Consider the following 23,667-nt stretch of genomic DNA (forward strand, 5'->3'; position numbering starts at 1 on the left):
GTCAGCTGTCATCTGTCTTTTGTCATCTGTTCGCCGTCAGCCGTCAGCCGTCAGCCGTCAGCCGTCAGCCGTCAGCCGTCAGTCCTCAGCCCGTCACCGGGTCGGCTTGGCGATGACCAGCTCCGTGTTGTGGTCCTCGCCCGCGCCGAGCAGCGCCGTGACCCGCCCGTTCGGGTCGTTGTACGACAGCTCGCGGTAGAGCGCCGCGAGGTTGGCGTCCGAGGTGCCGCCGAAGTCCGTCTCGTACGGCGCGGAGGACTCGATCAGCGTGGTGAACAGCGAGAGCGTGCCGTCCCCGTTGTCCACGACCTCGATGATCCGGCCGTGCTGCGGGTAGTCGATGTGCGAGGCGGTGTTGATCTCCCAGAACGCTCGCTCCGGCGCCGCGTGGCCGTGCGGCGTGATCTTGTTCATGTGGGTGTGCCCGTTCACCCAGGCGACCACGTTCGGGTAGCGCTGCAGCAGCGCCACCAGCTCGTTGCCGTCGTGCCGCCGCTCGAAGATGTTGCGCGGGTCCGGCAGCAGGTTGCCCATGGAGCTGCTGGTGTGGTGGCTGAAGAGCAGGATCACGTCGTCCGTGCTCCCGCCCGTGACCTTGCGCCCGTCGGCGTCGTACCAGTGGCCGCTGTGCCCCTGCAACTGCTTCTCCAGCCAGCGCAGTTGGGCGGTGCCCAGCGAACCGTCCGCGAACCCGGCCTGGTTGGTGGTGTCCAGGCTGATGCCGACCACCTTCTCCGAGATGCGGAAGGTGTAGTAGAGCTTGCCGCTGCTCGCCATGTCCGAGGTGAAGCCGTGCCCGTACGGGCCCGCGCCGGTGACCGCCGGGTCCAGGTGGGCCTTGGCGAACTCCTTGAGCGTGAACGGCTTGCGGCGCTCGTCCGGGGTGATCCGGCGCACCGCCTCGCCGTCGGCGAGCAGCTTCGCGAGCAGCAGCACGGCGCCCGCCGGGTCGCGGCGCAGCGAGTCCATCAGCTGGGCGGCCGTGGCGTCGTCGCAGCCCTCCAGCTTGTACTGGCCGGTGTAGAGGTCGTTGAGCAGCCCGAGGTCGGGCAGCGAGCCCTCGATGCTGTCGTCGTGGTTGCCGACCGTCGTGTACCACGGCGTGCGCAGGCCCGGCGCGTCGAAGGGGCGGCCCGAGGCGGACAGGAAGCCGGATATCTGCGGGAATCCCTTGGTCTTGTAGCCGTCGCCGTAGGCGAGCTCGGGGTTCCAGTAGGCCGAGTTGCCGGAGTTCTGCACGCCTTCGTAGCGGTTCGGGTCGCCGGTGTTCTGGGCGAGCCGGCCACCGCCCATGACCTTGAGGTACCAGTCGAGTTCGGCGAGCTCGTGGTTGTCGGTGTTGTCACCGGTGGCCATCACCATGCTGAACGGCATTCCGGTGTAGGGGCCGCCGGCGAGCGAGTTGACCCGCTCGACGAGCGCCGACACACCGCGGGCGTTCAGGGACTCCTGCGGCCGGTAGGCGCTGCCGTTGAACCGGGCCAGGTACTCGAAGCGCACCGGGGACTCGGTGTCCACCAGGTGCAGGTCGCTGAACTGGACGAAGCTGGCCAGCCCGGTGCGGCGGTCGTCTCTGCCGGTGCCCGGCGCGGCCAGGTCGCCGCGCACCACCAGCGGCCAGCCCGGGCCGGCCGTCAGCCGCTTGTAGGTGCCGGCGCCGACCGGCGTGGCCACCTGCTCCAGCGTGGTGCCGGCGACCGTGACGGCCCGCGCGGCCGTGGCCGCCAGCGCCTGGTCACGCGTCGCGGCCGAGGCGAACGACGCGCCGCCCAGCGACAAGGCCGACCATGCGGCGGCCACCGACGTACCCGTGAGGAACGTGCGCCGACTCATCCCTGCCACAAAAACCCCCACATACTGATGGCCCGGCCGGAGGACCCGGTTGCCGGACCATGCGTCACGAACCCGTTAAGTAACGGAGCGACAGATTACTCGTTGGTAGCCCGAGCGGGCGAGGCCCGTGCGAAGAACAGTTCGAGAACGCCGGGCGGCTCCCGGCACCACCGTGCTGTCCTGCGGGGCCCGGTCGCGGGGTGCCGGGGCGGATGGGGGAGAATCGGCAGGCCCGGCCGAGGCGGCCGGGACGAATGTGGACGGACGTGGTCGGGAGCGAGGCGCAGATGGCCGCAGCGGCAGCCGGGGCGGGAGGCCGGGCCGGTCAGCTGAAGAGCAGCGGCCTGCGGCACGGTTGGACGACGGGCGCCTGCGCCACCGCCGCCACCAAGGCCGCGTACACCGCGCTGCTCACCGGCGAGTTCCCCGACCCCGTGGTGATCACCCTGCCCAAGGGCCAGCAGCCCGCCTTCGCCCTCGCGGCGGAGGAGCTCGACGCGGGCGTGCGCGCCATGGCCGCAGTCGTCAAGGACGCCGGTGACGACCCCGACGTCACCCACGGTGCGCTGATCCGCTCGACGGTGCGGGCCGGTGAGCCCGGCGCCGGGGTGGTGTTCCGGGCCGGCCCCGGCGTGGGGACGGTCACCAAGGCGGGCCTGCCGCTGCCTGTCGGCGAGCCCGCGATCAACCCGGTGCCCCGGCAGATGATCCGGGACGCGGTCGCCGAGGTGGCCGACGAGCACGGCGGCAGCGCGGACGTGGTGGTCGAGATCTCCGTCGACCACGGCGAGGAGATCGCCCGCTCGACGTGGAACCCGCGGCTCGGCATCCTCGGCGGCCTCTCCATCCTCGGAACCACCGGGATCGTCGTCCCCTACTCCTGCTCGGCCTGGATCGACTCGATCCGCCGCGGCGTGGACGTGGCCCGGGCGGCGGGGCGTACGCACGTGGCCGGCTGTACCGGTTCCACCTCGGAGAAGGTTGCGGTCGCGGTGCACGGGCTGCCCGAGGATGCGCTGCTCGACATGGGCGACTTCGCCGGCGCCGTGCTCAAGTACCTCAAGCGCCATCCGGTGCCCCGGCTGACCATCGCGGGCGGCTTCGCCAAGCTGTCCAAGCTCGCCGCCGGCCACCTCGACCTGCACTCGGCGCGCTCCCAGGTGGACAAGGGCTACCTGGCCGGGCTGGCCCGGCAGGGCGGGGCGGACGAGCCGCTGGTCGCGGCGGTGGCGGCGGCCAACACCGGGCTGGAGGCGGTGCAGTTGTGCCGTGCGGCCGGGGTGCCGCTCGGGGACCTGGTCGCCCAGGCGGCCCGGGCGACGGCGCTGGGGGTGCTGCTGGGCTCGCCGGTGGCCGTGGACGTCATCTGCATCGACCGTGCGGGCACCATCGTCGGTCGCGCGGAGCCGCTGGGGCCATGACAGCATCACCCCGTGATGTGAAGATCTGACGTCCATACGGGGTGAGAAACGGACAAAAGGCACGCCGTACTGTCCCTTGATTCTGTCGCCATCTCAACCATGAGATATGGTCTGGCGGGTGACAGGCGACTACCTCACCCGTATCGGCACCCTCATCCGTACCGCGCGCCAGCACCGCGGCTGGTCCCAGGCGCAGCTCGGAGAGGCCCTCGGCACCAGCCAGAGCGCGGTCAACCGCATCGAACAGGGCAAGCAGAACGTCAGCCTTGAGATGATCGCCCGCATCGGCGAAGCCCTCGACAGCGAGATCGTCTCCCTCGGCTACTCCGGCCCGATGCACCTGCGGGTCGCCGGCGGCACCCGCCTCTCCGGTGCCATCGACGTCCGCAGCAGCAAGAACGCCTGCGTGGCCATCCTCTGCGCCTCGCTGCTGACCACCGGTCGGACCACGATCCGCAGCGTCGCGCGGATCGAGGAGGTCTACCGCATCCTCGAAGTGCTGACCAGCATCGGCGTCAAGAGCCGCTGGATCAACGAGGGCCGCGACCTCGAACTCACCCCGCCCGCCGAGCTGGACCTCGCGGCGATGGACGTCGAGGCGGCCCGCCGCACCCGCAGCGTGCTGATGTTCCTCGGCCCGCTGATGCACCGCGCCCAGCAGTTCGCCATCCCCTACGCGGGCGGCTGCGACCTCGGCACCCGCACCGTCCAGCCGCACCTCACGGCCCTGCGCCGGTTCGGCCTGGAGGTCGCCACCACCGGCGGTGCCTACCACGCCTCGGTCGAGCCGGGCACCCCCCTGGACCGCCCGATCGTGCTGACCGAGCGCGGGGACACCGTCACCGAGAACGCCCTGCTGGCCGCCGCGCGGCACGACGGCGTGAGCGTCATCCGCAACGCCTCGCCCAACTACATGGTCCAGGACCTCTGCTTCTTCCTGGAGAAGCTGGGCGTCCGGATCGAGGGCATCGGCACCACCACCCTCACCGTGCACGGCGTCCCGGAGATCACCTGCGACGTCGACTACACCCCGGCCGAGGACCCGGTGGAGGCCATGAGCCTGCTCGCCGCCGCTGTCGTCACCTCCTCCGAGCTGACCATCCGCCGGGTGCCGATCGAGTTCCTGGAGATCGAGCTCGCGGTGCTGGAGGGCATGGGCCTCGACTACGACCGCACCCCGGAGTACCCGGCCCACAACGGCCACACGCGCCTGGTCGACCTCACCGTGCGCCCCTCCAAGCTGACCGCGCCGATCGACACCATCCACCCGATGCCGTTCCCCGGCATCAACATCGACAACGTGCCGTTCTTCGCCGCCATCGCCGCGGCCGCCCACGGCACCACGATGATCCACGACTGGGTGTACGACAACCGCGCGATCTACCTCACCGAGCTGACCCGCCTCGGCGCCGACGTCAAGCTCCTCGACCCGCACCGCGTCCTGGTCCAGGGCCCCACCCGCTGGCGCGCCGCCGAGATGATGTGCCCGCCGGCCCTGCGCCCCGCCGTGGTCATCCTCCTCGCCATGCTCGCCGCCCAGGGCACCTCTGTCCTGCGCAATGTCTACGTCATCAACCGCGGCTACGAGGACCTCGCCGAGCGCCTCAACTCCATCGGCGCCCGGATCGAGACCTTCCGCGACATCTGACGGATCGTCACTCCACTGACCGGGCTCACCCGTTGAGCCCGGTCAGCAGGATCGCCACGTCCAACCCGGTGTTCACGTAATCCGCGAACACCGGGTTGTTCCGTGCGGTGCTCCCGCTCGGTCGACTCGGCCGGCGCTACTCGCCGGTGGGCGCACTCGGCCCGGGCTCAGCCCAGCTGTTCCAGCCAGTGCACCGCGCCCGCCACGTCCGGTACGACCGGCAGGCCGTCCGGCACCGGGGGGCGCTCCACGATGACCACGGGCAGCTGCAGCCCGCGGGCGGCGGCGAGTTTGGGTGCCGTCGCGGCGCCGCCGCTGTCCTTGGTGACCAGGATGTCGATGTCGTGCGCGCGCAGCAGAGCCTCCTCGCCGTGGATCGTGAACGGGCCGCGGTCCAGCAGGAGTTCGAAGGAGGGCGGCAGCGGCGGCTCGGGCGGGTCGACCGAGCGGGCGAGGAAGTGGGCCCCGACGACGTGGGCGAAGGAGGCGATGCCCTGTCGTCCGATGGTGAGGAACACCCGCTCACCGCGGCACGGCAGCAGGTCGGCCGCTGCGGCGAGCGAGGGGACGGGGAGCCAGCGGTCCCCGTCGACGGGTGTGAAGCCGGGGCGGCGCAGCGCCAGCAGCGGGACGCCGGTGGCGGCGGCCGCGAGTGCGGCGTTCTGCGAGATGCCGGCGGCGAACGGGTGGGTGGCATCGATGACGGCGTCCACCCGTTGCTCGCGCAGCCAGTGCGCCAGCCCGTCCGGGCCGCCGAAGCCGCCGATCCTCACCTCCCCGGCGGGCAGCCGGGGTTGGGCGGTGCGGCCGGCCAGCGAGCTGGTGACCCGCAGGGACGGGCGGCCGTCGACGGCGGCGGCCAGGGCCCGTCCCTCCGTCGTACCGCCGAGGATGAGCAGGTGCCGCATCACGCCCCGCAGGGCTCGTGCGGGCGCTCGCGGTCCGCCGAGTAGAGGTGGCTGTCGCGGAACTGTTCGGCGGCCAGGGTGCGGCCGACGATGATGACGGCGGTGCGGACCACGCCTGCCGCCTTGACCTGCTCGGCGATGTCGCCGACGGTGCCGCGCAGGACCAGTTCGTCGGGCCGGCTGGCCATCGCGACGACGGCGGCAGGGCAGTCGGCGCCGTAGTGGGGGACGAGCTGCTCGACCACGTCGTCCACGTACCCGGCGGCCAGGTGCAGCACGAGGAGGGCGCCGCTGCGGCCGAGGGTGGCGAGGTCCTCGCCCTCGGGCATGGGGGTGGCGCGCTTGGCGATCCGGGTGAGGATGACGGTCTGGCCGACGGTCGGCACGGTCAACTCCCGCTTCAGCGCGGCCGCGGCGGCGGCGAAGGCGGGCACGCCGGGGACCACCTCGTACGGGATGCCGGCCGCGTCCAGGCGCCGCATCTGCTCGGCGACGGCGGAGAAGACGGACGGGTCGCCGGAGTGCAGCCGGGCCACGTCCTGTCCGGCCTCGTGGGCGCGGACCAGCTCGGCGACGATCTGGTCCAGGTTGAGCTGCGCGGTGTCGACCAGCCGGGCGCCGGGCGGGCACTCGTCCAGCAGTTCGCGCGGGACGAGGCTGCCGGCGAAGAGGCAGACCTCGGCCCGGGCCAGAACGCGCTGGCCGCGCAGGGTGATCAGGTCGGCGGCGCCCGGGCCGGCGCCGATGAAGTAGACGGTCACGAGGCGTTCTCCTGGGGGGTTTCGGTCCCGCCGGTATCAGTCCTGGCGGTATCGGTCCTGCCGGTTTCGGGCTTGACGGCGGACCACTGGGTGACCGGCATGGCCTGGCGCCACCCGGTGAAGCCGCCCACCGGGACGGCGTGGGCGACCGCGAGCTTGACGAGTTCGCCGCCGTGGCGCCGGTACCACTCGGTGAGCAGCGCCTCGGACTCCAGGGTCACGGTGTTGGCGACGATCCGGCCGCCGGGGCGCAGCGCGGCCCAGCAACTGTCCAGCAGGCCGGGCGCGGTGAGGCCGCCGCCGATGAACACGGCGTCAGGGGCGGGGAGTTCGGCGAGCGCAGCCGGGGCCGGGCCGGTCACCACGCGCAGCCGGGGCACGCCGAGGGTGGCGGCGTTGCGGGCGATCCGCCCGGCCCGGACCGGGTCGCGCTCGACGGTGACGGCCTGGCAGTCGCGGTGGGCGCGCAGCCACTCGATGGCGATCGAGCCGGAGCCGCCGCCGATGTCCCAGAGCAGTTCGCCGGGGGAGGGGGCGAGGGCGGCGAGGGTGGCGGCGCGGACGTGGCGCTTGGTGAGCTGGCCGTCGCTCTCGTACGCGGCGTCGGGCAGGCCGGGGACGAGGGAGGTGCGGGGGCCGTCACCGAGGTCGACGGCGATGACGTTCAGCGGGTCGCCGGGCGGGTGCGGCCAGCCGTCGGCGGGGCCGTGCAGCTGCCGCTCGCTCTCGTGGCCGAGCTTTTCGAGCACGCGCAGCCGGGCGGTGCCGTAGCCGCGGGCGGTGAGCAGTGCGGCGACGGCGGCCGGGGTGGCGGCGTCGGCGCTGAGCACCAGCAGGCGGCGGCCGGGGTGGAGGGCGAGGGAGAGGGTGTCCAGCGGACGGCCGACCAGGCTGACCACCTCGGTCGCCTCCAGCGGCCAGCCGATCCGGGCGCAGGCGTAGGAGACGGCGGAGGGGTGCGGCAGGACGCGCAGCCGCTCGGCACCGACGGTCTCGGCGAGCGTGCGGCCGATGCCGTAGAACATCGGGTCGCCGCTGGCCAGGACGGCGACGCGGCGGTCGGCATGGGCGGCGAGCAGTCCGGGGACGGCCGGGCGCAGCGGGGAGGGCCAGGGCACGCGCCGGGCGGTGACCTCGTCCTGGGGGAGCAGGTCCAGTTGGCGGGGGCCGCCGACGACCACCTCGGCGTCCCGCAGGGCCGCTCGGGAGGTGGCGGCGAGGCCGGGCCAGCCGTCGGCCCCGATCCCGACGACGGCGATCGGGGATGGCAGCTCGGGCACCGGGTGGCTCCTCGTCGTTCGGCCGGCCAAGGGACGGAAAATCCCACTGGCCGGGCAGCCTACCTGGCGGTTTGGGGCGGCCCCGGGGGAGGTGACGGGTGAGGGCGTTCAGCTGACAGATTTCAGATTTTGAAAGTTGTCATCTGAAGGCTGTCATCTGAAATCTGTCGGCTGAAATCTGTCGGCTGAAAGTTGTCGGCTGAAAGTTGTCCGCTGAACTCCGAACGCCGTCACCGCTCCGCCCAGTCCCCCGACTCGATCAGCGCCGGCCGCTCGCGCAACCGGGCCGCGGCGGCCGGCCCGGCGAGGTAGACCCACGCGTCCCGCGCCTCGCCCGCCGCCGTCCGCACCGCCATCCGGCGCCGCACGTACATCCCGGTCCCGTCCGCCCGGCACTCCTCCAGCGCGTCCAGGGCCTCCAGCGCTCCGGCGTACGCGCCCGGGCGGACGGTGATCAGCTCACCCACGATCCGGCGCCCGGGCGCCGCGTCCGGCACGGCGTACGGGAAGCCGGGCCCCGCGTGCAGTGCGGCGCCGTCCAGTACCGCAGGCCGGATGTCGGCGCAGCGCCCGGCCAGGTGGGCGGCGTGGTTGCGGCCGCCACTGCGCAGGGTGCCGTAGACGAAGAACGGCAGGGCATCCTCGGGTGCGGACACGGGTTCGACCTCCTCGCTCGGGAGCGCCCACGGTACGTCCCGCGGTCCGGTTCCTGATACGGAGTGGCGCACCGGGCCACCGATGCGATGTCATGTCGGTGTTCGGCCAGCACCGTCCAAGGGGGACACACATGACACCGCCCGCCTCCTCCCAACCGGCCCCCACCCCCGGTTCCGCCTCCGCTCAAGACTCCACCCCAGGGTCCACCCCGGCCACCCCCGCTCAAGGCTCCGCCCCGGCAGCCCCCGCCACCCGCCTCGTCGGCGCGGTCTGGCTGGCCCTCGCGGTGGTCTACGTCGTCTGGGGCTCGACCTACCTGGCGATCCGGATCGCCCTGGAGACGATGCCCTCCTTCCTCTCCGCCGCGGTCCGCTTCCTCACCGCGGGCCTCCTGCTGGTCGGCTACCTGCTGGTGCGCCAGGGCCCGGCCGGCCTGAAGGTCAGCCTGCGCCAACTGGCCTCCGCCGTCCTGGTCGGCGTGCTGCTGCTGACCGGCGGCAACGGGCTGGTGGTCCTGGGCGAGACCTCCGTCCCCTCCGGCCTGGCCGCCCTGCTGGTGGCCGCCGTCCCGCTCTGGATGGTGGTGCTCACGGCCTTCGGCGGTGAGCGCCCGAAGCCGGCCGAGCTGGCCGGGGTGCTGCTCGGGCTGGTCGGCCTCGGTGTGCTGTCGGCCCCGGCGATCGGCGGGACCGTCGAACCGCTCGGCGTGATCGCGATCATCTGCGCCACGCTGCTCTGGGCGGCCGGCTCGTTCGCGAGCAAGCGGGTCCCGATGCCGGGCAACGTGCTCGCCGCGAGCGCCTACCAGATGCTGGCCGGCGGCCTCTGCGATCTGCTGGTCGGACTGGTGCGCGGTGAGCAGCACGGCCTGGACCTCGGGGCCGTCTCCGGCCGGTCCTGGCTGGCGCTGGCCTACCTGGTGCTGTTCGGTTCGCTGCTCGCCTTCACCGCGTACGCCTGGCTGCTGCGCGCCGCCCCGCTGACGCTGGTCGGCACGTACGCGTACGTGAACCCGGTGGTCGCGGTGCTGCTCGGCTGGCTGATCCTGGCCGAGCCGTTGACCGGTCCGACCCTGACCGGTGGGGCGATCGTGGTGGCGGGTGTCTGCCTGGTGGTGAGCGTCAGCCGGAGTCCGGGACGTCCGGGACGGCCGGGCCGCCCGGGGCGTGCTCCGCGGGCGGATCGCCCGGCGAGCCCGGTGAGTCAGGCGAGCCCGGAGCGTCCGGCGAGCCCGGAGCGTCCGGCGAGTCCGGAGCGGCCCGAGAAGACGACGTCCTCGCGCACCTGAGCGAGCGTCCCGAAGGCCCCGCCGGCCGCCCCCGCCCGCGGCCACCGCCTCCGCCGGCCGCCCCCGCCCCCACCAACCGCAGCCCCGGGACGGCTCAGAAGGCGTGCGGGGGCTTGCCCGTCCACCAGTTGCCCGGGGCCTCCGGGTCGCGGCTGGTCCAGTACTCGATGATCGCTTCGGTGAACTCGGCCGCGGACAGGACGCCGTCCCCGTCGGTGTCCAGGTGGCGGAAGGCCTCGTCGGCGTCGTCGCGGCAGAGGCCGGCGAAGTGGCCGCGCTGGAAGACGAAGAACTCCCCGGCGTCCACCGTTCCGCTTCGGTCGGCGTCGGCGACGGCGAGGAAGGCCGCGGCGAGCGAGCCGAGGATGTCCCGCGCGGCCTCGGGGTCGTCGGCGAGCAAGCCGGTCGAGGCGGCGAACTGCTCGCGGGTGATCACCTCGGTGTCGGCGGGCAGCCCGGCGAGGTGGAGATCGTGCCAGATCGTCAGGTAGGCGCGGACGATGACGGCCTCCGCCTCCGAGCCTTCCTGGTGGCCGAGCGAGCGGGCCACCGAGTGGCCCATCAGGACGTGGTCCCGCTCGGTGAGCAGCCCGTCGCCGTCGGCGTCGAGGTGATCAAAACCGTGGTTGATCTTTGCGATGAGCAGGTCGTCCGACAATGTGGCCCCTCGGCTGGCGATTCCTGGTTCTCCTACGTCTACGTCACATCGCTTGCACGCTAACGCCTTGAGCCACGCCCGCGCAGCCGAACACCTCTCCATTCGGTCCTGGTGGGGCTTCGATCATGGTCCCCGCATCGCCGTCCTCAGTGCACCGCCGCCAGCAGCTCCCGGGTGTACTCGGTGTGCGGCGCATCGAACAGCCGGTCCCGGTCGGTGGACTCCACCAGACGGCCCCGGTGCATCACCGCCACCCGGTCGCAGAAGTGCCGCACCACCGCGAGGTCGTGCGAGACGAACAGGAAAGCCACGCCGAGGCGTTCGCGCAGTTCCATCAGCAGGTTGAGCACCTGCGCCTGCACCGACACGTCGAGCGCCGAGACCGGCTCGTCCGCGATGATCAGGCGCGGCTGCGGGGCCAGCGCGCGGGCGATGCCGATCCGTTGGCGCTGTCCGCCGGAGAACTCGTGCGGGTAGCGGTCCAGGTGGTCGCCGCTCAGCCCGACCTGCTCCAGCAACTCGGCCGAGCGCTCCCGCCGTTCGGCCGGGGTGAGCGGGGTGTGCAGGCGCAGCGGGGTGTCGAGGGTCCGGCCGACGGTACGGCGTGGGTTGAGCGAGGCGTACGGGTCCTGGAAGACCAGCTGGATCTCGCGGCTGAGTCGGCGTCGCAGCTCCCGGTCCGGCCGGGTGGCGTCCTGGCCGTCGTACGACACCTGTCCACCGGTGGGCCGTTGCAGTCCGGCCAGGACCCGTGAGGTGGTGGACTTGCCCGAGCCGGACTCGCCGACCAGGCCGACCGTCTCGCCGGGGGCGATCCGCAGGCCCACGCCCTCGACCGCCCGCACCGGCTCGGTGCGCAGGCCGGGGAAGCGCCGCCGGCCGGGGAAGTGCACGGTGAGGTCGTCCACCTCGACCAGCCATCGATCCGTGCGCTCGACGGCCCTCGGCCGGAACACCCGTGACGGTGACGGCTCATCGACTGTGGCCAGTGCAGTACCCGGTACGGAGTCCAGGCGGAGCGCCGCCCCCACCAGTGCCCGGGTGTACGGCTCACGCGGTGCGGCCAGCAGTTCGGCGGTCGGTGCGGATTCGACCTCGACGCCTCCGCGCAGCACCAGCGTGCGGTCCGTGGTGCCCGCGACCACACCCAGGTCGTGGCTGACCAGCAGTACCGCCGTCCCCTGCTCGCGTTGCAACTCGCCCAGCAGATCCAGTACGTGCCGCTGGACTCGGGCGTCCAGGGCGGTGGTCGGCTCGTCCGCGATCAGCAGCTGCGGGTCGTTCATCAGTGCCATCGCGATCATCACCCGCTGACGCATCCCGCCGGAGAACTGGTGCGGGTAGTCGCGCACCCGGGCCGGCGGGATACCGACCCGGTCGAGCATCTCGGTCGCCCGCCGACGGGCTTCGGCGCGGCCCGCCCCCGGGTGGTGCAGCCGGTACATCTCGGCGAGTTGGGCGCCGACACCGTGGAAGGGGCTGAGTGAGGTGAGCGCGTCCTGGAAGACCAGCGCGGCCGTTCCGCCCCGGACGTCACGCAGCGCGGAGTCGTCCGCGCCCACCAACTCCCGCCCGCCCAAGCGGATCGAGCCGGTGACGGTGGTGGTGCGCGGGTCGTGCAGGCCGAGGGCGGCGAGGCCGACGGTCGACTTGCCGGAGCCCGACTCGCCGACCAGGCCCAGGACTTCACCCGCAGCGAGGTCGAAGGAGAGCCCCCGAACGGCGGTCACGGGCGCGCCACCGCGCGGATCGGCGAAGGTGACGGTCAGGTCGCGAACACTCAGCACCGGCTCGGCACCCCCGACGACAGCACCCGGAGCGTCGCCCGGAACCGAACCCGCAGCAGCACCCGTACCAGCAGCACCCGCACCCACCGCAGCCCCCGAAACCGAACCCGCAACCACACCCGAAACAGCGGACTTCATCACAGCACCCCCCTCAGCTCAGCCGGACACGCGGATCGAGCCAGGCCACCGCGAGGTCGGCCAGCGCGACGAACAGCACCACGAAGCAGGCGGCCAGCAGCACCGCACCGACCACGGCGGGCAGGTCCTGCCCGGCGACGGCCTGCGCGGTGAACCGCCCGACGCCGTTCAGCCCGAACACCGTCTCGGTGATCACCGCCCCGCCGAGCAGCGCCCCGGCTTCCAGCCCGAGCAGCTGCACCAGCGGCCCGGCGGCGCCGCGCGAGGTGTACTTGAGGTGCGCGCGCAACCGTCCGAGGCCCTTGGCGCGAGCCGTACGGACGTACTCCTCGTTCATCGTCTCCAGCAGCTGGGAGCGCGAAAGCCGCGCGAACACCGCCGAGTTGACGAAGCCGAGGACGAGCCAGGGGAGCAGCATCCCGCCCGCCCAGGCGGCGGGGCCCTCGGACGGAGGGGTGTACGAGGGAAGCGGCAGCAGGCCGGTGGAGTAGACCAGGACCCACTGCGCGATGTACCCGAGGAAGTAGATCTGCACGCTGGCGCCGACCAGGGTGAAGCCGGACAGCAGCCGGTCCGTGCGCCGCCCGTGCCGCAGCGCGGAGACGAACCCGGTGCCGAGCCCGAGCACCAGCAGGACGGCCAGCGCCCCGGCGGTCAGCGAGAAGGTGACCGGGAGGTGTTCGGCGAGGGCTTCGGTGACGGGCTGGTGCAGCCGGTAGGAGTAGCCGAGGCAGGGCGCGGCGCAGTCGATGGCCGAGCCGTCGACGTCGTTGATGTCCCGCCCGGCGACGACTCCGACCAGGTAGTCGGTGTACTGGGCGACGAGCGGTTGGTCCAGGCCCATGCTCCGGCGAATCGCCGCGATCTGCCCGGCGTCGCAGCGCGGGCCGCAGGCGTCGCGGGCCGGGTCGGCGGGCGCGGCGTAGAAGAGGGCGAAGGCGGCGGCGGAGACCGCGACCAGGACGGCGAGGGCTTGAACGGTCCGTCGCAGGACGAAGGAGAGCATGGCCGATCCGGGGGTCGACGTGGCGGGGAGGCGGGGAGGCGGTGAGGCAGGGACGCAACGAGTACGTCAGTACGTCACGCCTTCAGGTACAGCCACGCCAGCGAGACCGTCCCGTAGATCGGGTGGATGAACGCCCCGCCGACGTTGCTGCCGCGCAGCTGGTTGACGGTCGGGTAGGCGAGCGGCAGGACCGGCACGTCCTTCATCACCGTCTGCTCCAGCGCGTACAGCTCCTTGGCCTTGGCGCGCGGCTCGCCGATCTGGTTGATCCGGTCGATCTCCTTGTCCACCTCCGGGTTGCGGTAGCGCGCGGAGTTGGTGTCGCTGCCGGAGCGGCCGTCGAAGGAGAACGGGACGAGCGTGGACGGGGTCGGCCAGTCGACGGAGGAGGTCTCCTCGAACAGGTCGTACGGGGAGTCGGCGCGGTGCACCTCGTCCAGGAAGGCCTTGGGGTCGACCGGCTTGGGCACGAGGGTGATCCCGGCCTTGGCGTAGCCGTCCACCAGCACCTGCGCGACGCGCTGCCCGTTCGGCGTGTTCTTGTACGCGTAGGTGAGGCCGGCCGGCGCCTGCTTGGCCTTGGCGAGTTCGGCCTTGGCGGCTTCCGGGTCGCCTTCGGGCTTGGCCGGATAGAGGTCGTACTTCTGCCAGTCGATCAGCGCGGGGGAGCTGAGCGTGGTGGCCGGCTCGCCGGTCCGGGCGCCGCCCTGGACCTGGCGGGCCTGCCGGCGCGGGTAGGCCAGGTGCAGGGCCTTGCGGACCTCGACGTCCGGCACCCGCTCGTTGTTGATCACCAGCTGGGTGACGAAGGCGCCCTGCCGGCCGGAGACGACCAGTTCATCGGCCTTCGGGTCGGTGTCGGCCGTCTGGAAGAGCTCGGGGGAGAGGGTGTCGGAGGCGGTGGTGGCGTTGGCGCCGCCGTCCCGCCCGGAGAGGATCTCCTGGTTGAGGTTGAGCGCCTCCTTGCCGTACGTGAAGACGAACTTCTCCGGGTACTGGTTGCGGATCGGGTCGGTCTCGGGCTTCCACGCCGGGTTGCGTTCCAGCACCATGCGGGTGTTCTGGACGTGCTCGACGATCCGGTAGGGGCCGGTCGCGAACGGCTGGCGGTCGTAGTCCGCCCCGGTGTCCTTGTCCCGGCGCACGGGCGAGGAGGAGGACTGCGCGGCCATGTACGGGACGTCGGCCTGCGGCTGGGGGGAAGTGGAAGACGAGGGTGCGCTCGTCCGGCGTCTCGATGGCGGCCAGGTCGCCGTCCTGCGGGCCGGTGTACTCGGCGCGCGCCGCCTCGTAGGAGGCCTCGCCGGTGAGCCACTGCGGCCAGTAGGGCGGGCCGACCTCGTAGCCCTTGCCGAAGGTGCGCTCGATGCCGTACTTGACGTCCTGCGAGGTGATCGGCTTGCCGTCCTCCCAGGCGACGCCCTGCTTGAGTCGGTACGTCCAGGTGCGCCCGCCGTCGGCCGGGGTGCCGGTATCGGTGGCCAGGTCGCCGACCAGCTTGGCCTTGCCGTCCACGACCTGGTACTGGGTCAGCTGGCGGCCCCAGAGCAGTGAGGCGTTGTAGGTGGCGCCCGCGTAGACCTTCTGCGGGTCGAGGTGGCGGAACTCGACGCTGTTGTACACGTTCACGGTGCCGCCCGCACGGGCGCCCGGGACGGCCGGGGCGGGGCCGGCGCTCTCCTGCTCGGTGCCGAGCACGGCGGTCAGCGGGGAGGTGTCCTTGGCGGGGGCTGCGGCGCCGGCGGAGCCGGTGCTGCCCGCGCCCGCCGAGCAGGAGGTCGCCAGCAGGGCGGTGGCGATGACGGCGAGGGACGGTCGGGTCCAGCGCATGGCGGATCTCTCCTTGCCCCGGCGGATCGCGCCGGGAAGGGCTCGGGTGTCGGTACGACGTAGGAAGTGAGAGGTGAAGAAGTGGGAAGAGGCGGCTCAGCGGGCGCCGGAGCGCGGGTCCAGCGCATCCCGGACGGCGTCGCCGAGCAGGTTGAAGGCGATGACGAAGACCAGCAGCGCCACCCCGGGGAAGACCAGGTACGTCGGGTCGGCCCGGAAGACCTCCGAGCCGCGGGAGATCATCCGCCCCCAGTCCGGGACCGGCTCGGTGATGCCGACGCCGAGGAAGGACAGCGCGGCCTCGGAGGCGACGAAGGTCGGCACCGCCATGGTGGCGTGCACCAGCAGTTGCGAGCGGACGTTGGGTAGCAGTTCGTGGACGACGACGTGGAAGCGGCTCGCGCCCTGGGCCCGGGCGGACTGCACGAAATCCCTTTCCCGGAGCGAGCGAACAGCGGCCCGCAGGGAAAGTGCGAGCGGAATCCAGCCGAACGCGGAGAAAACCAGGATCAGCACCAGGAACTGCATCCACTCCGGTTCTGCGGCCCCCGGGTCGACCAGCCGGGACTGGATGACCGGGCTGAGGGCGAGCAGCAGGAGCAGGGTCGGAAAGGCCAGCAGCACATTGGCGAGGAATCCGAACAGCCGGTCCGCGATTCCGCCGAGATAGCCGACCGCGACGCCGGCCAGCACGCCCAGCGCGGTGGTCACGGCTGCCGCCGCGAAGGCGATCAGCAGCGAGGTGCGGACGCCGTACAGCAGCTGGGTGAGGACGTCCCGGCCGAGACCGGGCTCCAGGCCGAACCAGAAGTCGCCGGAGATCCCGCCGTTCGGCAGCATCGGCAGGCCGCCGTCGCTGAGCAGGCCGGGAGTGTTCTGGCCGTAGTGCTCGGCCGGGTTCTTCCCGTACAGCGCGGCGATCAGCGGGGCCGCCGCGGCGAGCAGCAGGAACAGCAGCACGACGGCCAGGGCGGTGGCGCCGACCCGGTCCTTCAGGATCCGGCGGAGCACGCTCGGTGCCGAGGGGGCCGCGGGGGTCGCAGGAGTCGCGGGCCCGCCCGCGGGGACTGGGACTGTGTCGACCACTGCCATGAGGCGTAACCCCCGAATTTCTCCGCCGCCCCATGGGTGAGGGTGCGCTGGTGTGCATTTCCGGTACGGCCGACGGGGGTTTCCCGTGGGCCGTTCGAGCGACATCAGATCGGATGCGTCCGAGGTTCCGCAAATCACCTCCGGAGGTGTTCGGGGGAATTCCTGCCGGACTGTTTCGGGAAATGTGGCGGCTTCATTTCGCCGCAACACCGGCGTTGCAAAAGAACGGACAAACCTCACCAAACCGGTCGGGCTGTTCCGCATTCTGAGACCTCCGCCACAGTCCGTCCGGTGTTGATACGATTCCGGCGGGCTGCGACTGGCGCGTAGGGATGGAATCAACCATCGGGAAGCAGCCTCGTGAAACCTCACGTGCAGTTGCCGAGCGCCTGGGCCCCCGCATCCCCACCAGGAGACCGCCATGGCCCAGCAGCCCCACACCGCCGCGACCCCCGCCGCCGACACCGCCTTCCGCAGCGCCCTCGACGTGGTCGCCGGCGTCGAGCCCCGGATCGCCGCCGCCATCGGCCGGGAACTGGCCGACCAGCGCGCCTCGCTCAAGCTGATCGCCAGCGAGAACTACGCCTCCCCGGCCGTCCTGCTCGCCATGGGCAACTGGCTCAGCGACAAGTACGCCGAGGGCACCGCCGGCCGCCGCTTCTACGCCGGCTGCCGCAACGTCGACACCGTCGAGACCATCGCCGCCGAGCACGCCCGCGAGCTGTTCGGCGCCGACCACGCCTACGTCCAGCCGCACTCCGGCATCGACGCCAACCTCACCGCCTTCTGGGCCGTCCTCTCCCAGCGGGTCGAGAGCCCGGCCCTGGAGCGGGCCCAGGTCCGCAACGTCAACGACCTCACCGAGGAGGACTGGGCGCAGCTGCGCCACGAGCTCGGCAACCAGCGCATGCTCGGCATGTCCCTGGACACCGGCGGCCACCTCACCCACGGCTTCCGCCCCAACATCTCGGGCAAGATGTTCGAGCAGCGCAGCTACGGCACCGACCCGGTCACCGGCCTGATCGACTACGACGCGCTGCGCGAGACCGCCCGCGAGTTCCGCCCGCTGATCATCGTGGCGGGCTACTCCGCCTACCCGCGGCTGGTGAACTTCCGGAAGATGCGCGAGATCGCGGACGAGGTCGGCGCCACCCTCATGGTCGACATGGCGCACTTCGCCGGCCTGGTCGCGGGCAAGGTGCTGACCGGCGACCACGACCCCGTCCCGCACGCCCACATCGTCACCACGACCACCCACAAGTCCCTGCGCGGCCCGCGCGGCGGCATGGTGCTGTGCACCTCCGAGCTGGCCGAACACGTCGACCGCGGCTGCCCGCTGGTGCTCGGCGGCCCGCTCTCGCACGTCATGGCCGCCAAGGCGGTCGCCCTCGCCGAGGCCCGCCGCCCCGAGTTCCAGGCCTACGCCCGCGCCGTGGTCACCAACGCCCAGGCGCTCGCCGAGGGCCTGCTGCGCCGCGGCGGCACGCTGGTCACCGGCGGCACCGACAACCACCTCGTCCTCGCCGACGTCTCCGGCTACGGCCTGACCGGCCGCCAGGCCGAGGCGGCGCTGCTCGACTCGGGCATCGTCACCAACCGCAACTCCGTGCCGCAGGACCCGAACGGCGCCTGGTACACCTCCGGCATCCGCATCGGCACCCCGGCGCTCACCACCCGCGGCCTCGGCGTCGCCGAGATGGACGAGATCGCCGAGCTGATCGACACCGTGCTGCGCGCCGCCACCCCCGCCACCACGGCCGCCGGCGCCCCGTCCAAGGCCAACCACACCCTCGACGCCGCCCTGCGCGACGCCGTCGCCAAGCGCGCCGCGGACCTCCTCGCCCCGTACCCGCTCTACCCGGGCGTCGACCTCGTCTGACGGCCCGGCGAGCAGCACCCGGCGAGCGCCACCGAGCCGCCCCGGGACGTCGGGCCGGTCCCCGACGTCCCGGGGCCACTCGACCAGCGTCAGTACTGCAGCGACTTGTACTGCAGGAACTCCTCCAGCCCGTGCCGCCCCAGCTCGCGGCCGAGGCCGGAGTGCTTGTAACCGCCGAACGGCGCGAGCGGGTTGAAGCGCCCGCCGTTGAGGTCGACCTGGCCGGTGTCCAGACGGCGGGCGAAGGCGGCGGCGGTGTCGGTGTCGCGGGCCCAGACGCCGCCGCCCAGGCCATACGGCGTGCCGTTGGCGAGTTCGACGGCGTGGTCCTCGTCCCGGTAGGCGAGGATCACCAGGACGGGGCCGAAGACCTCCTCCTGGGCGACCGCCATCTCCGGTGTGACGTCGGCGAGTACGGTCGGACGGACGTAGTAGCCGGTGGGCAGGCCGGCGACGGGCTCGGACCCGCCGACGACCAGCCGGGCGCCCTCGGCCAGCGCGCCGTCGATGTAACCGCGCACCCGGGCCAGCTGCTTGGCGTTGACCACCGGGCCGATCCGGGTCTGCGGGTCGGTCGGGTCGCCCGGGGCGTACTGGGCGGCGGCCTTGGCGGCCCGCTCGACGGCCTCCTCGTACTGGTCCTGGTGCACCAGCAGCCGGGTCCAGGCGCTGCAGGTCTGGCCGGAGTTGGCGAACACGTTGGCCACGTTCGCCTTGACCGCGCGGGTGATGTCGGCGCCCGGCAGCACCACGTTGGCCGACTTGCCGCCCAGTTCCAGGGCGACGCGCTTCAGGCCCCGGCCGGCCGTCTCGGCGACCTGCCGGCCGACGGCGGTGGAGCCGGTGAACGAGACCACGTCCACCTCCGGGTGCGCCGCGAGCACCGCACCCGCCACCGCACCGGTGCCGGTGACCAGGTTGAACACCCCTGCCGGGAAGCCGGCTTCGTGCACCAGGCGGGCGAACAGCCGGGCCACCAGCGGGGTGTCCTCGGCCGGCTTGAGCACCACCGGGCAGCCGGCCGCCAGCGCCGGGACGACCTTGGCCACGATCTGGTGCAGCGGGTAGTTCCACGGGGTGATCGCCGCGACCACCCCGGCCGGCTCGGCGTGCACCACCGAGTTGCCGATCCGCTCCTCGAAGGGGTGCTCGGCGAGCAGGGTCAGGTAGGAGGTCGCCACGGTCAGCGGCAGCCCGGCGTGCACGGCCGCGGTGAAGCCGACCGGGGCGCCCAGTTCGGCGACCACGGTCTCGGTGATCTCGTTCTGCGCGGCGGCAATGCCGTCCCGCAGCCGGGTCAGCAGCGCCAGCCGCTCCTCGCGGCTGGTCGCGCCCCAACTCCGGGCCGCCCGGCGGGCCGCCGCCACCGCCGCGTCCACGTCGGCCGTCCCGCCGGCCGCCACGGTGGCGAGCACCTGCTCGGTCGCCGGGTTCAGTACGGTTATCGACCCTTGGTCCCCGGAGGGCCGCCAGGCGCCGTCGATGTACTGGTCGCCGTACTCCGCGTACTGCTGCACCTGTGGTCCTCTCATCCGCTCGGCCGTCCGACCGCCGGCGCTCGTCGAGGGTCAGTCAAAGCGGCCCGGGCGGGCGGGCGCAAGAGCCGGTTCGGCGCCGACGGACCTGCCGGTCACCCCGGGGCGAACCGCGCGGTGTACGCATCGAACGGCTCAATGCCCACCTCGGCGCGCCGCTCGTCCAGGCGCGACGGGTCCTCGCACGGCCACGGCACCGGCCGTCCGTCCGCAACCGCGCCGATCTGGGTGCCGTAGCGCTGCTCGCGGCCCTCGTTGACGGCCAGCCGGTCCTCCAGGAAGGCCAGGTCGCGCGCGCTCGCTTCGCCCCGTCGGACCGCCTCGCCCATCAGCGCCACTGCCCGCCGCTGGACGTCGAGTTGCCGGTCCGCGTGCTGGGCGACCAGCCAGGCCGCCCGGGCGGCCTCGGGGCCGACGGTCCGCTCGGTCGGCCAGCCGTGCTCGGCGGTGATCGCCAGGAGCCGGTCCCCGTGCCGGGCGGTGAGCCGCCGCCAGAGCGCCTGCTCGGCCAGGTCCGCACTGTTCGCGTACCGGGCGGCCGCCGCGTCCTCGGCCATCATCGCCACCAACTCCCGGGCCGGCACCGGATCCTGCTCGTCCCGCCGGTCGTCCCGTCGCTCGTCCCGCTGTGCTTCCGTCACGCCGACGATGCTCCTCATCGCACCGGCCCTCCCGTCGAGGACCGCCCGCGACCACGCTAGGCGCAGAATCCGAGACGAAGATCATCCTCGAAGCGGGTGACCGGGCGACCCCGGCCGGGACACAATGGATCAACGCCAGGAATCCGCCGAGCCGATCTCCCGGCAGTCCGGCGGTCCGATCTTCCGGCAGTCCGGTCTTCCGGCGGCTCGGTGTCCCCGGTGGCGATTCCGGAAACTCCCCACCCCCAGACCTCCACACGACGGTGGATGCCCAGGTAGATTGCAGGGAACTCAGCGGCGGGGGGTCTACTGCTGACAATGCTCCGACGTGCCGCGCACGGTCGGGGACCGGTGCGTTCCGCGCCCGGCGCGGAGTGCCGCCCCCGCTGAGATCCGCTTCGAGAACCAGCGGACCCACCCGTGTCCCGAAGGAGCTGTCATGACCGACGCCGCGTTGCCGGGCGAGCCCCAGCACCCTGCCGAGCCGGCGAGCCTGGACGACGTCCAGGGGTGGTTCTGGGACCACGACCGGCATTCCTTCGACTGGTTCCTCGGGCGGCAGGAGAAGACCGGTGTCACCGGCGACCTCCTGGAGATGGGCGCCTACCTCGGCCGCAGCGCGATCGTCATCGGTGAGCACCTCCAGCCCGGCGAAACCTTCACCGTCTGCGACCTCTTCGACTCGGAGGCGCCCGACGACGAGAACGCCGCCGAGATGGACCTCTCCTACCGCAAGACGCTGACCCGCTCGGCCTTCGAGACCAACTACCTCGCCTTCCACGACGAGCTGCCGGAGATCATCCAGGCCCCGACCGGCGTCCTGTCCCGCGGGCACATATCCCCCGGCACCTTCCGCTTCATCCACATAGACGCCTCCCACCTGTACGAGCACGTCGTCGGCGACCTCCAGGTGGCCCGGGTCGCGCTGCAGGAGCAGGGCGTCGTGGTGCTGGACGACTACCGCGCCCAGCACACTCCGGGCGTCGCGGCCGCGACCTGGGAAGCGGTCTTCAACCACGGGCTCAAGCCGATCCTGCTCACCGAGTGCAAGTTCTACGGCACCTGGGGCGATCCGGAGCCGTTCCAGCGCGAGCTGCTCGACCGGGTCGACCTCGCGGTCGGTTGCCAACTGAGCATCGACCACCTCAACGGGAACCAGGTGCTGCGCATGTACGGCGACTCGGAGGGCATCGAGCCCTTCCGAGGCTCGCGCCACCAGGACCGGCTGGCCGCCGACGCGGCCCACCTGGCGCTCGACTCGGCCCGCGGCGAGGCTGAAATGGATCTCGCGGTCCGGCGCGCCCGTGCCGCCGAGGCCCGCCGCCCGGTCAACGTGGCCAAGCGGGCGGCCCGGGACCTGCTCCCGCCGGTCGTCACCTCCGCCATCCGCCGCGCCCGCCGGGGCTGACCGGCCGCAGGCCCCCACTGCGCAGGACGGCGCAGCCGCAAGCCCCCCCCCGGGTACGCGGAAGGGCCGGTCGGAACACCGACCGGCCCTTCCGCATCCGTACTGCGGACGACTCAGACCCGCGAAGGCTCGCCCATGGAGCCCTGCGCGCCCTCGGCCGCAGCGTCCGCGGCCTCCGCCGCCTCCGCGTCCGCCAGCTCCTGCCGGACGGCGGCCAGCGAGGGGTTGGCCCAGGCGCTCGCGACGCCCCAGTAGTAGAACGCGAGCCCGATCGCGGCCACGATCAGCAGGTCCCAGCCCTCAGGCAGGTACCCGTGGCCGCCGAAGTCGCTGCTGCCGGCCCAGGAGACGCCGGCCATCACGAACAGGTAGGCGACCATCCAGGCGCCCGCCATCAGGTGCGGCTTGAGCTGGGCGAACGGCTTGCGCAGCTCGTACCAGGCCCAGATCGGCAGACCGGCGGCCATCAGCAGGATGACCTTGCCGGTGAGCGGCCAGCGGGCCCAGTACAGGACGAGCGAGCCGAAGACCATCGCGACCGGGGCGATCACCGGCATGGCGCGCAGCCGGACCGGCCGCGGCAGGTCAGGGGCGAGTCGGCGCAGCGCCATCACGGCGACCGGGCCGGTGATGTACGAGATCACCGTGGCCACCGAGACGATCTCGGCCAGCGAGCCCCAGCCGCGGAAGACCGCGAGGAACAGGAAGGCGACGACCAGGTTGAGCACCAGCGCCGGGCGCGGGATGCCGGTCTTGGCGTCGACCTTGCCGAAGACCTTCGGCAGGTGGCCGTTCTCCTGCACGCCGTGGATCATGCGCGAGGTGGTGGCGGCGTAGATCATGCCGGTGCCGGACGGCGAGATGAAGGCGTCCGCGTAGAGCAGGATCGCGAGCCAGTTGAGGCCCCAGGCGATGGCCAGGTCGGCCAGCGGCGAGGTGTAGGCGAGGCTGCTCCAGCCCTGCGAGAGGTCGGCGGTCGGGATGGCGCCGAGGAAGGCGATCTGCAGCGCGACGTAGATCACCAGGGCGATCAGGATCGAGCCGATGACGGCCTTCGGCAGCGACTTGCCGGGGTTCTTGGCCTCGCCGGCGAGGTTGAGCGGCGACTGGAAGCCGTTGAAGGCCCAGACGATGCCGGAGACCGCGACGGCGGTGAACACCGCGCTCCAGCCGTTCGGCGCGAAGCCGCCGTGGTCGGTGAAGTGCGCGGAGTCGAAGTGCGCGAGGAGCAGCGCGCCGGCGGTCAGCGTCGGCACGACGACCTTGAAGACGGTGATCGCCGTGTTGGTCTTGGCGAACAGCGTGATCGCGAACCAGTTCAGGACGAAGTAGCCGACCAGCAGCACGCTGGCGAGCGCCACCCCGCTGAGGGTCAGTTCCTGGCCGTCGTAGAGCCCCTTGGCCCAGCCGAAGTGCCAGGAGCTCATGTACTGGACGGAGGCGGTGGCCTCACCCGGGATGACCGAGACGATGGCGATCCAGTTGGCCCAGGCGGCGAGGTAGCCGGCCAGCGAGCCGTGCGAGTACTGGCCGTAGCGGACCATGCCGCCGGCCTTGGGGAACATCGAGCCCAGCTCGCTGTAGGTGAGGGCAATGGTCAGCGCCACCGCGGCACCGATCACCCAGGCGAGGATCGAGGCCGGTCCGGCGAGCTTGGCGGCCCGCTCGGCACCGAACAGCCACCCGGATCCGATGATCGACCCCAGCCCGACGGCCGTCAGGCTGATGGTGCCGAGCGATCGGCGGTAGTTCTGGTGTGATGCCGTCGAGGATTCGGGCTCACTCAACGTATCGGTCCTCTCGCTCGGGGTTCATTGGGTGGTGTCGGTGTTTTTGCGGTTTTGAGTCCGCATTCCGGACAAACGCACAGCAGCCTATGGTCGGAAAACGGGCGAAT

18 protein-coding genes, 1 pseudogene and 1 riboswitch are annotated in these 23,667 nt (G+C 72.3%); of the genes and pseudogenes, 5 read left to right on the forward strand and 14 right to left on the reverse strand.

Annotated features, from left to right (window positions below):
- Positions 1 to 93: 93 nt before the first annotated feature.
- Positions 94 to 1,833: a TIGR03767 family metallophosphoesterase gene (locus BX285_RS28735; RefSeq protein ID WP_121178690.1), complete on the reverse strand. Its 1,740-nt coding sequence runs from the start codon at positions 1,831 to 1,833 to the stop codon at positions 94 to 96.
- A gap of 287 nt (positions 1,834 to 2,120) precedes the next feature.
- Here BX285_RS28735 and BX285_RS28740 point away from each other — a divergent pair, with 287 nt between their 5' ends.
- Positions 2,121 to 3,254, forward strand: coding sequence for a cobalt-precorrin-5B (C(1))-methyltransferase (locus tag BX285_RS28740; protein ID WP_121179064.1), 1,134 nt, complete (start codon positions 2,121 to 2,123; stop codon positions 3,252 to 3,254).
- Between the two features lie 118 nt (positions 3,255 to 3,372).
- Positions 3,373 to 4,902: a UDP-N-acetylglucosamine 1-carboxyvinyltransferase gene (locus tag BX285_RS28745; protein WP_121179065.1), complete on the forward strand. Its 1,530-nt coding sequence runs from the start codon at positions 3,373 to 3,375 to the stop codon at positions 4,900 to 4,902.
- A 167-nt stretch (positions 4,903 to 5,069) separates the two neighbouring features.
- Here the strand turns inward: BX285_RS28745 and BX285_RS28750 are convergent, their stop codons facing one another.
- The 4 genes from BX285_RS28750 to BX285_RS28765 all read right to left on the reverse strand — a co-directional run bounded on the left by BX285_RS28750 (position 5,070) and on the right by BX285_RS28765 (position 8,507).
- A complete protein-coding gene (locus tag BX285_RS28750) occupies positions 5,070 to 5,810 on the reverse strand; it encodes a cobalt-precorrin-6A reductase (RefSeq protein ID WP_121178691.1) in 741 nt (246 codons plus the stop codon).
- A complete protein-coding gene (gene cobM / locus BX285_RS28755; protein ID WP_121178692.1) occupies positions 5,810 to 6,571 on the reverse strand; it encodes a precorrin-4 C(11)-methyltransferase in 762 nt (253 codons plus the stop codon). Before cobM ends, BX285_RS28750 begins: the two co-directional genes overlap by 1 nt.
- Positions 6,568 to 7,851, reverse strand: a complete 1,284-nt coding sequence (gene cbiE, locus BX285_RS28760) for a precorrin-6y C5,15-methyltransferase (decarboxylating) subunit CbiE (protein WP_183107246.1) — start codon at positions 7,849 to 7,851, stop codon at positions 6,568 to 6,570. Before cbiE ends, cobM begins: the two co-directional genes overlap by 4 nt.
- A gap of 230 nt (positions 7,852 to 8,081) precedes the next feature.
- Complete coding sequence (locus BX285_RS28765) at positions 8,082 to 8,507, reverse strand: gamma-glutamylcyclotransferase family protein (RefSeq protein ID WP_121178694.1); 426 nt, start codon at positions 8,505 to 8,507, stop codon at positions 8,082 to 8,084.
- A 131-nt stretch (positions 8,508 to 8,638) separates the two neighbouring features.
- Between BX285_RS28765 and BX285_RS28770 the strand changes: the two genes are divergently transcribed.
- Positions 8,639 to 9,796: an EamA family transporter gene (locus BX285_RS28770; RefSeq protein ID WP_121178695.1), complete on the forward strand. Its 1,158-nt coding sequence runs from the start codon at positions 8,639 to 8,641 to the stop codon at positions 9,794 to 9,796.
- 94 nt (positions 9,797 to 9,890) lie between these two features.
- Here BX285_RS28770 and BX285_RS28775 read toward each other — a convergent pair whose 3' ends face one another.
- The 6 genes and pseudogenes from BX285_RS28775 to BX285_RS28800 form a co-directional block, all read right to left on the reverse strand.
- Positions 9,891 to 10,454: an EF-hand domain-containing protein gene (locus tag BX285_RS28775; RefSeq protein WP_097235225.1), complete on the reverse strand. Its 564-nt coding sequence runs from the start codon at positions 10,452 to 10,454 to the stop codon at positions 9,891 to 9,893.
- 146 nt (positions 10,455 to 10,600) lie between these two features.
- Complete coding sequence (locus BX285_RS28780; RefSeq protein WP_259470830.1) at positions 10,601 to 12,241, reverse strand: ABC transporter ATP-binding protein; 1,641 nt, start codon at positions 12,239 to 12,241, stop codon at positions 10,601 to 10,603.
- Between the two features lie 151 nt (positions 12,242 to 12,392).
- Positions 12,393 to 13,385, reverse strand: a complete 993-nt coding sequence (locus tag BX285_RS28785; protein WP_121178697.1) for an ABC transporter permease — start codon at positions 13,383 to 13,385, stop codon at positions 12,393 to 12,395.
- A gap of 74 nt (positions 13,386 to 13,459) precedes the next feature.
- Positions 13,460 to 14,557, reverse strand: coding sequence for an ABC transporter substrate-binding protein (locus tag BX285_RS28790; protein ID WP_121178698.1), 1,098 nt, complete (start codon positions 14,555 to 14,557; stop codon positions 13,460 to 13,462).
- Between the two features lie 25 nt (positions 14,558 to 14,582).
- Positions 14,583 to 15,215, reverse strand: a pseudogene (locus BX285_RS39570) (ABC transporter substrate-binding protein); the annotation flags it as partial.
- Positions 15,216 to 15,311: 96 nt separating this feature from the next.
- On the reverse strand, positions 15,312 to 16,226 hold the full coding sequence (locus BX285_RS28800; RefSeq protein ID WP_259470831.1) for an ABC transporter permease: 915 nt from the start codon (positions 16,224 to 16,226) through the stop codon (positions 15,312 to 15,314).
- A gap of 386 nt (positions 16,227 to 16,612) precedes the next feature.
- Positions 16,613 to 16,709, forward strand: a riboswitch (ZMP/ZTP riboswitch).
- A 19-nt stretch (positions 16,710 to 16,728) separates the two neighbouring features.
- On the opposite strand from BX285_RS28800, the gene BX285_RS28805 reads away from it, so the two are divergent.
- Positions 16,729 to 18,186: a glycine hydroxymethyltransferase gene (locus BX285_RS28805; protein ID WP_097235220.1), complete on the forward strand. Its 1,458-nt coding sequence runs from the start codon at positions 16,729 to 16,731 to the stop codon at positions 18,184 to 18,186.
- An 89-nt stretch (positions 18,187 to 18,275) separates the two neighbouring features.
- On the opposite strand, the gene BX285_RS28810 is transcribed toward BX285_RS28805, so the two are convergent.
- Both BX285_RS28810 and BX285_RS28815 read right to left on the reverse strand, forming a co-directional pair.
- Complete coding sequence (locus BX285_RS28810) at positions 18,276 to 19,703, reverse strand: aldehyde dehydrogenase family protein (protein WP_257032285.1); 1,428 nt, start codon at positions 19,701 to 19,703, stop codon at positions 18,276 to 18,278.
- Positions 19,704 to 19,816: 113 nt separating this feature from the next.
- Positions 19,817 to 20,281 (reverse strand): DUF6624 domain-containing protein, encoded by a 465-nt coding sequence (locus BX285_RS28815; RefSeq protein ID WP_097239834.1) that lies wholly within the window; start codon positions 20,279 to 20,281, stop codon positions 19,817 to 19,819.
- 520 nt (positions 20,282 to 20,801) lie between these two features.
- On the opposite strand from BX285_RS28815, the gene BX285_RS28820 reads away from it, so the two are divergent.
- Positions 20,802 to 21,770: a class I SAM-dependent methyltransferase gene (locus BX285_RS28820; protein WP_097235218.1), complete on the forward strand. Its 969-nt coding sequence runs from the start codon at positions 20,802 to 20,804 to the stop codon at positions 21,768 to 21,770.
- Between the two features lie 113 nt (positions 21,771 to 21,883).
- On the opposite strand, the gene BX285_RS28825 is transcribed toward BX285_RS28820, so the two are convergent.
- Positions 21,884 to 23,557: an APC family permease gene (locus tag BX285_RS28825; RefSeq protein WP_121178701.1), complete on the reverse strand. Its 1,674-nt coding sequence runs from the start codon at positions 23,555 to 23,557 to the stop codon at positions 21,884 to 21,886.
- Positions 23,558 to 23,667 lie beyond the last annotated feature (110 nt).

This window comes from Streptomyces sp. 1114.5 (assembly GCF_003635085.1).
Classification (GTDB): domain Bacteria; phylum Actinomycetota; class Actinomycetes; order Streptomycetales; family Streptomycetaceae; genus Kitasatospora.

Bases quoted from the DNA above. Each gene is read 5' to 3' on its own strand.
- BX285_RS28785 (WP_121178697.1), bottom strand. From the start codon at position 13,385: ATGCTCTCCTTCGTCCTGCGACGGACCGTTCAAGCCCTCGCCGTCCTG.
- BX285_RS28740 (WP_121179064.1), top strand. From the start codon at position 2,121: ATGGCCGCAGCGGCAGCCGGGGCGGGAGGCCGGGCCGGTCAGCTGAAG.
- BX285_RS28805 (WP_097235220.1), top strand. From the start codon at position 16,729: ATGGCCCAGCAGCCCCACACCGCCGCGACCCCCGCCGCCGACACCGCC.
- BX285_RS28820 (WP_097235218.1), top strand. From the start codon at position 20,802: ATGACCGACGCCGCGTTGCCGGGCGAGCCCCAGCACCCTGCCGAGCCG.
- BX285_RS28770 (WP_121178695.1), top strand. From the start codon at position 8,639: ATGACACCGCCCGCCTCCTCCCAACCGGCCCCCACCCCCGGTTCCGCC.
- BX285_RS28735 (WP_121178690.1), bottom strand. From the start codon at position 1,833: ATGAGTCGGCGCACGTTCCTCACGGGTACGTCGGTGGCCGCCGCATGG.
- BX285_RS28815 (WP_097239834.1), bottom strand. From the start codon at position 20,281: ATGATGGCCGAGGACGCGGCGGCCGCCCGGTACGCGAACAGTGCGGAC.
- BX285_RS28790 (WP_121178698.1), bottom strand. From the start codon at position 14,557: ATGGCCGCGCAGTCCTCCTCCTCGCCCGTGCGCCGGGACAAGGACACC.
- BX285_RS28750 (WP_121178691.1), bottom strand. From the start codon at position 5,810: ATGCGGCACCTGCTCATCCTCGGCGGTACGACGGAGGGACGGGCCCTG.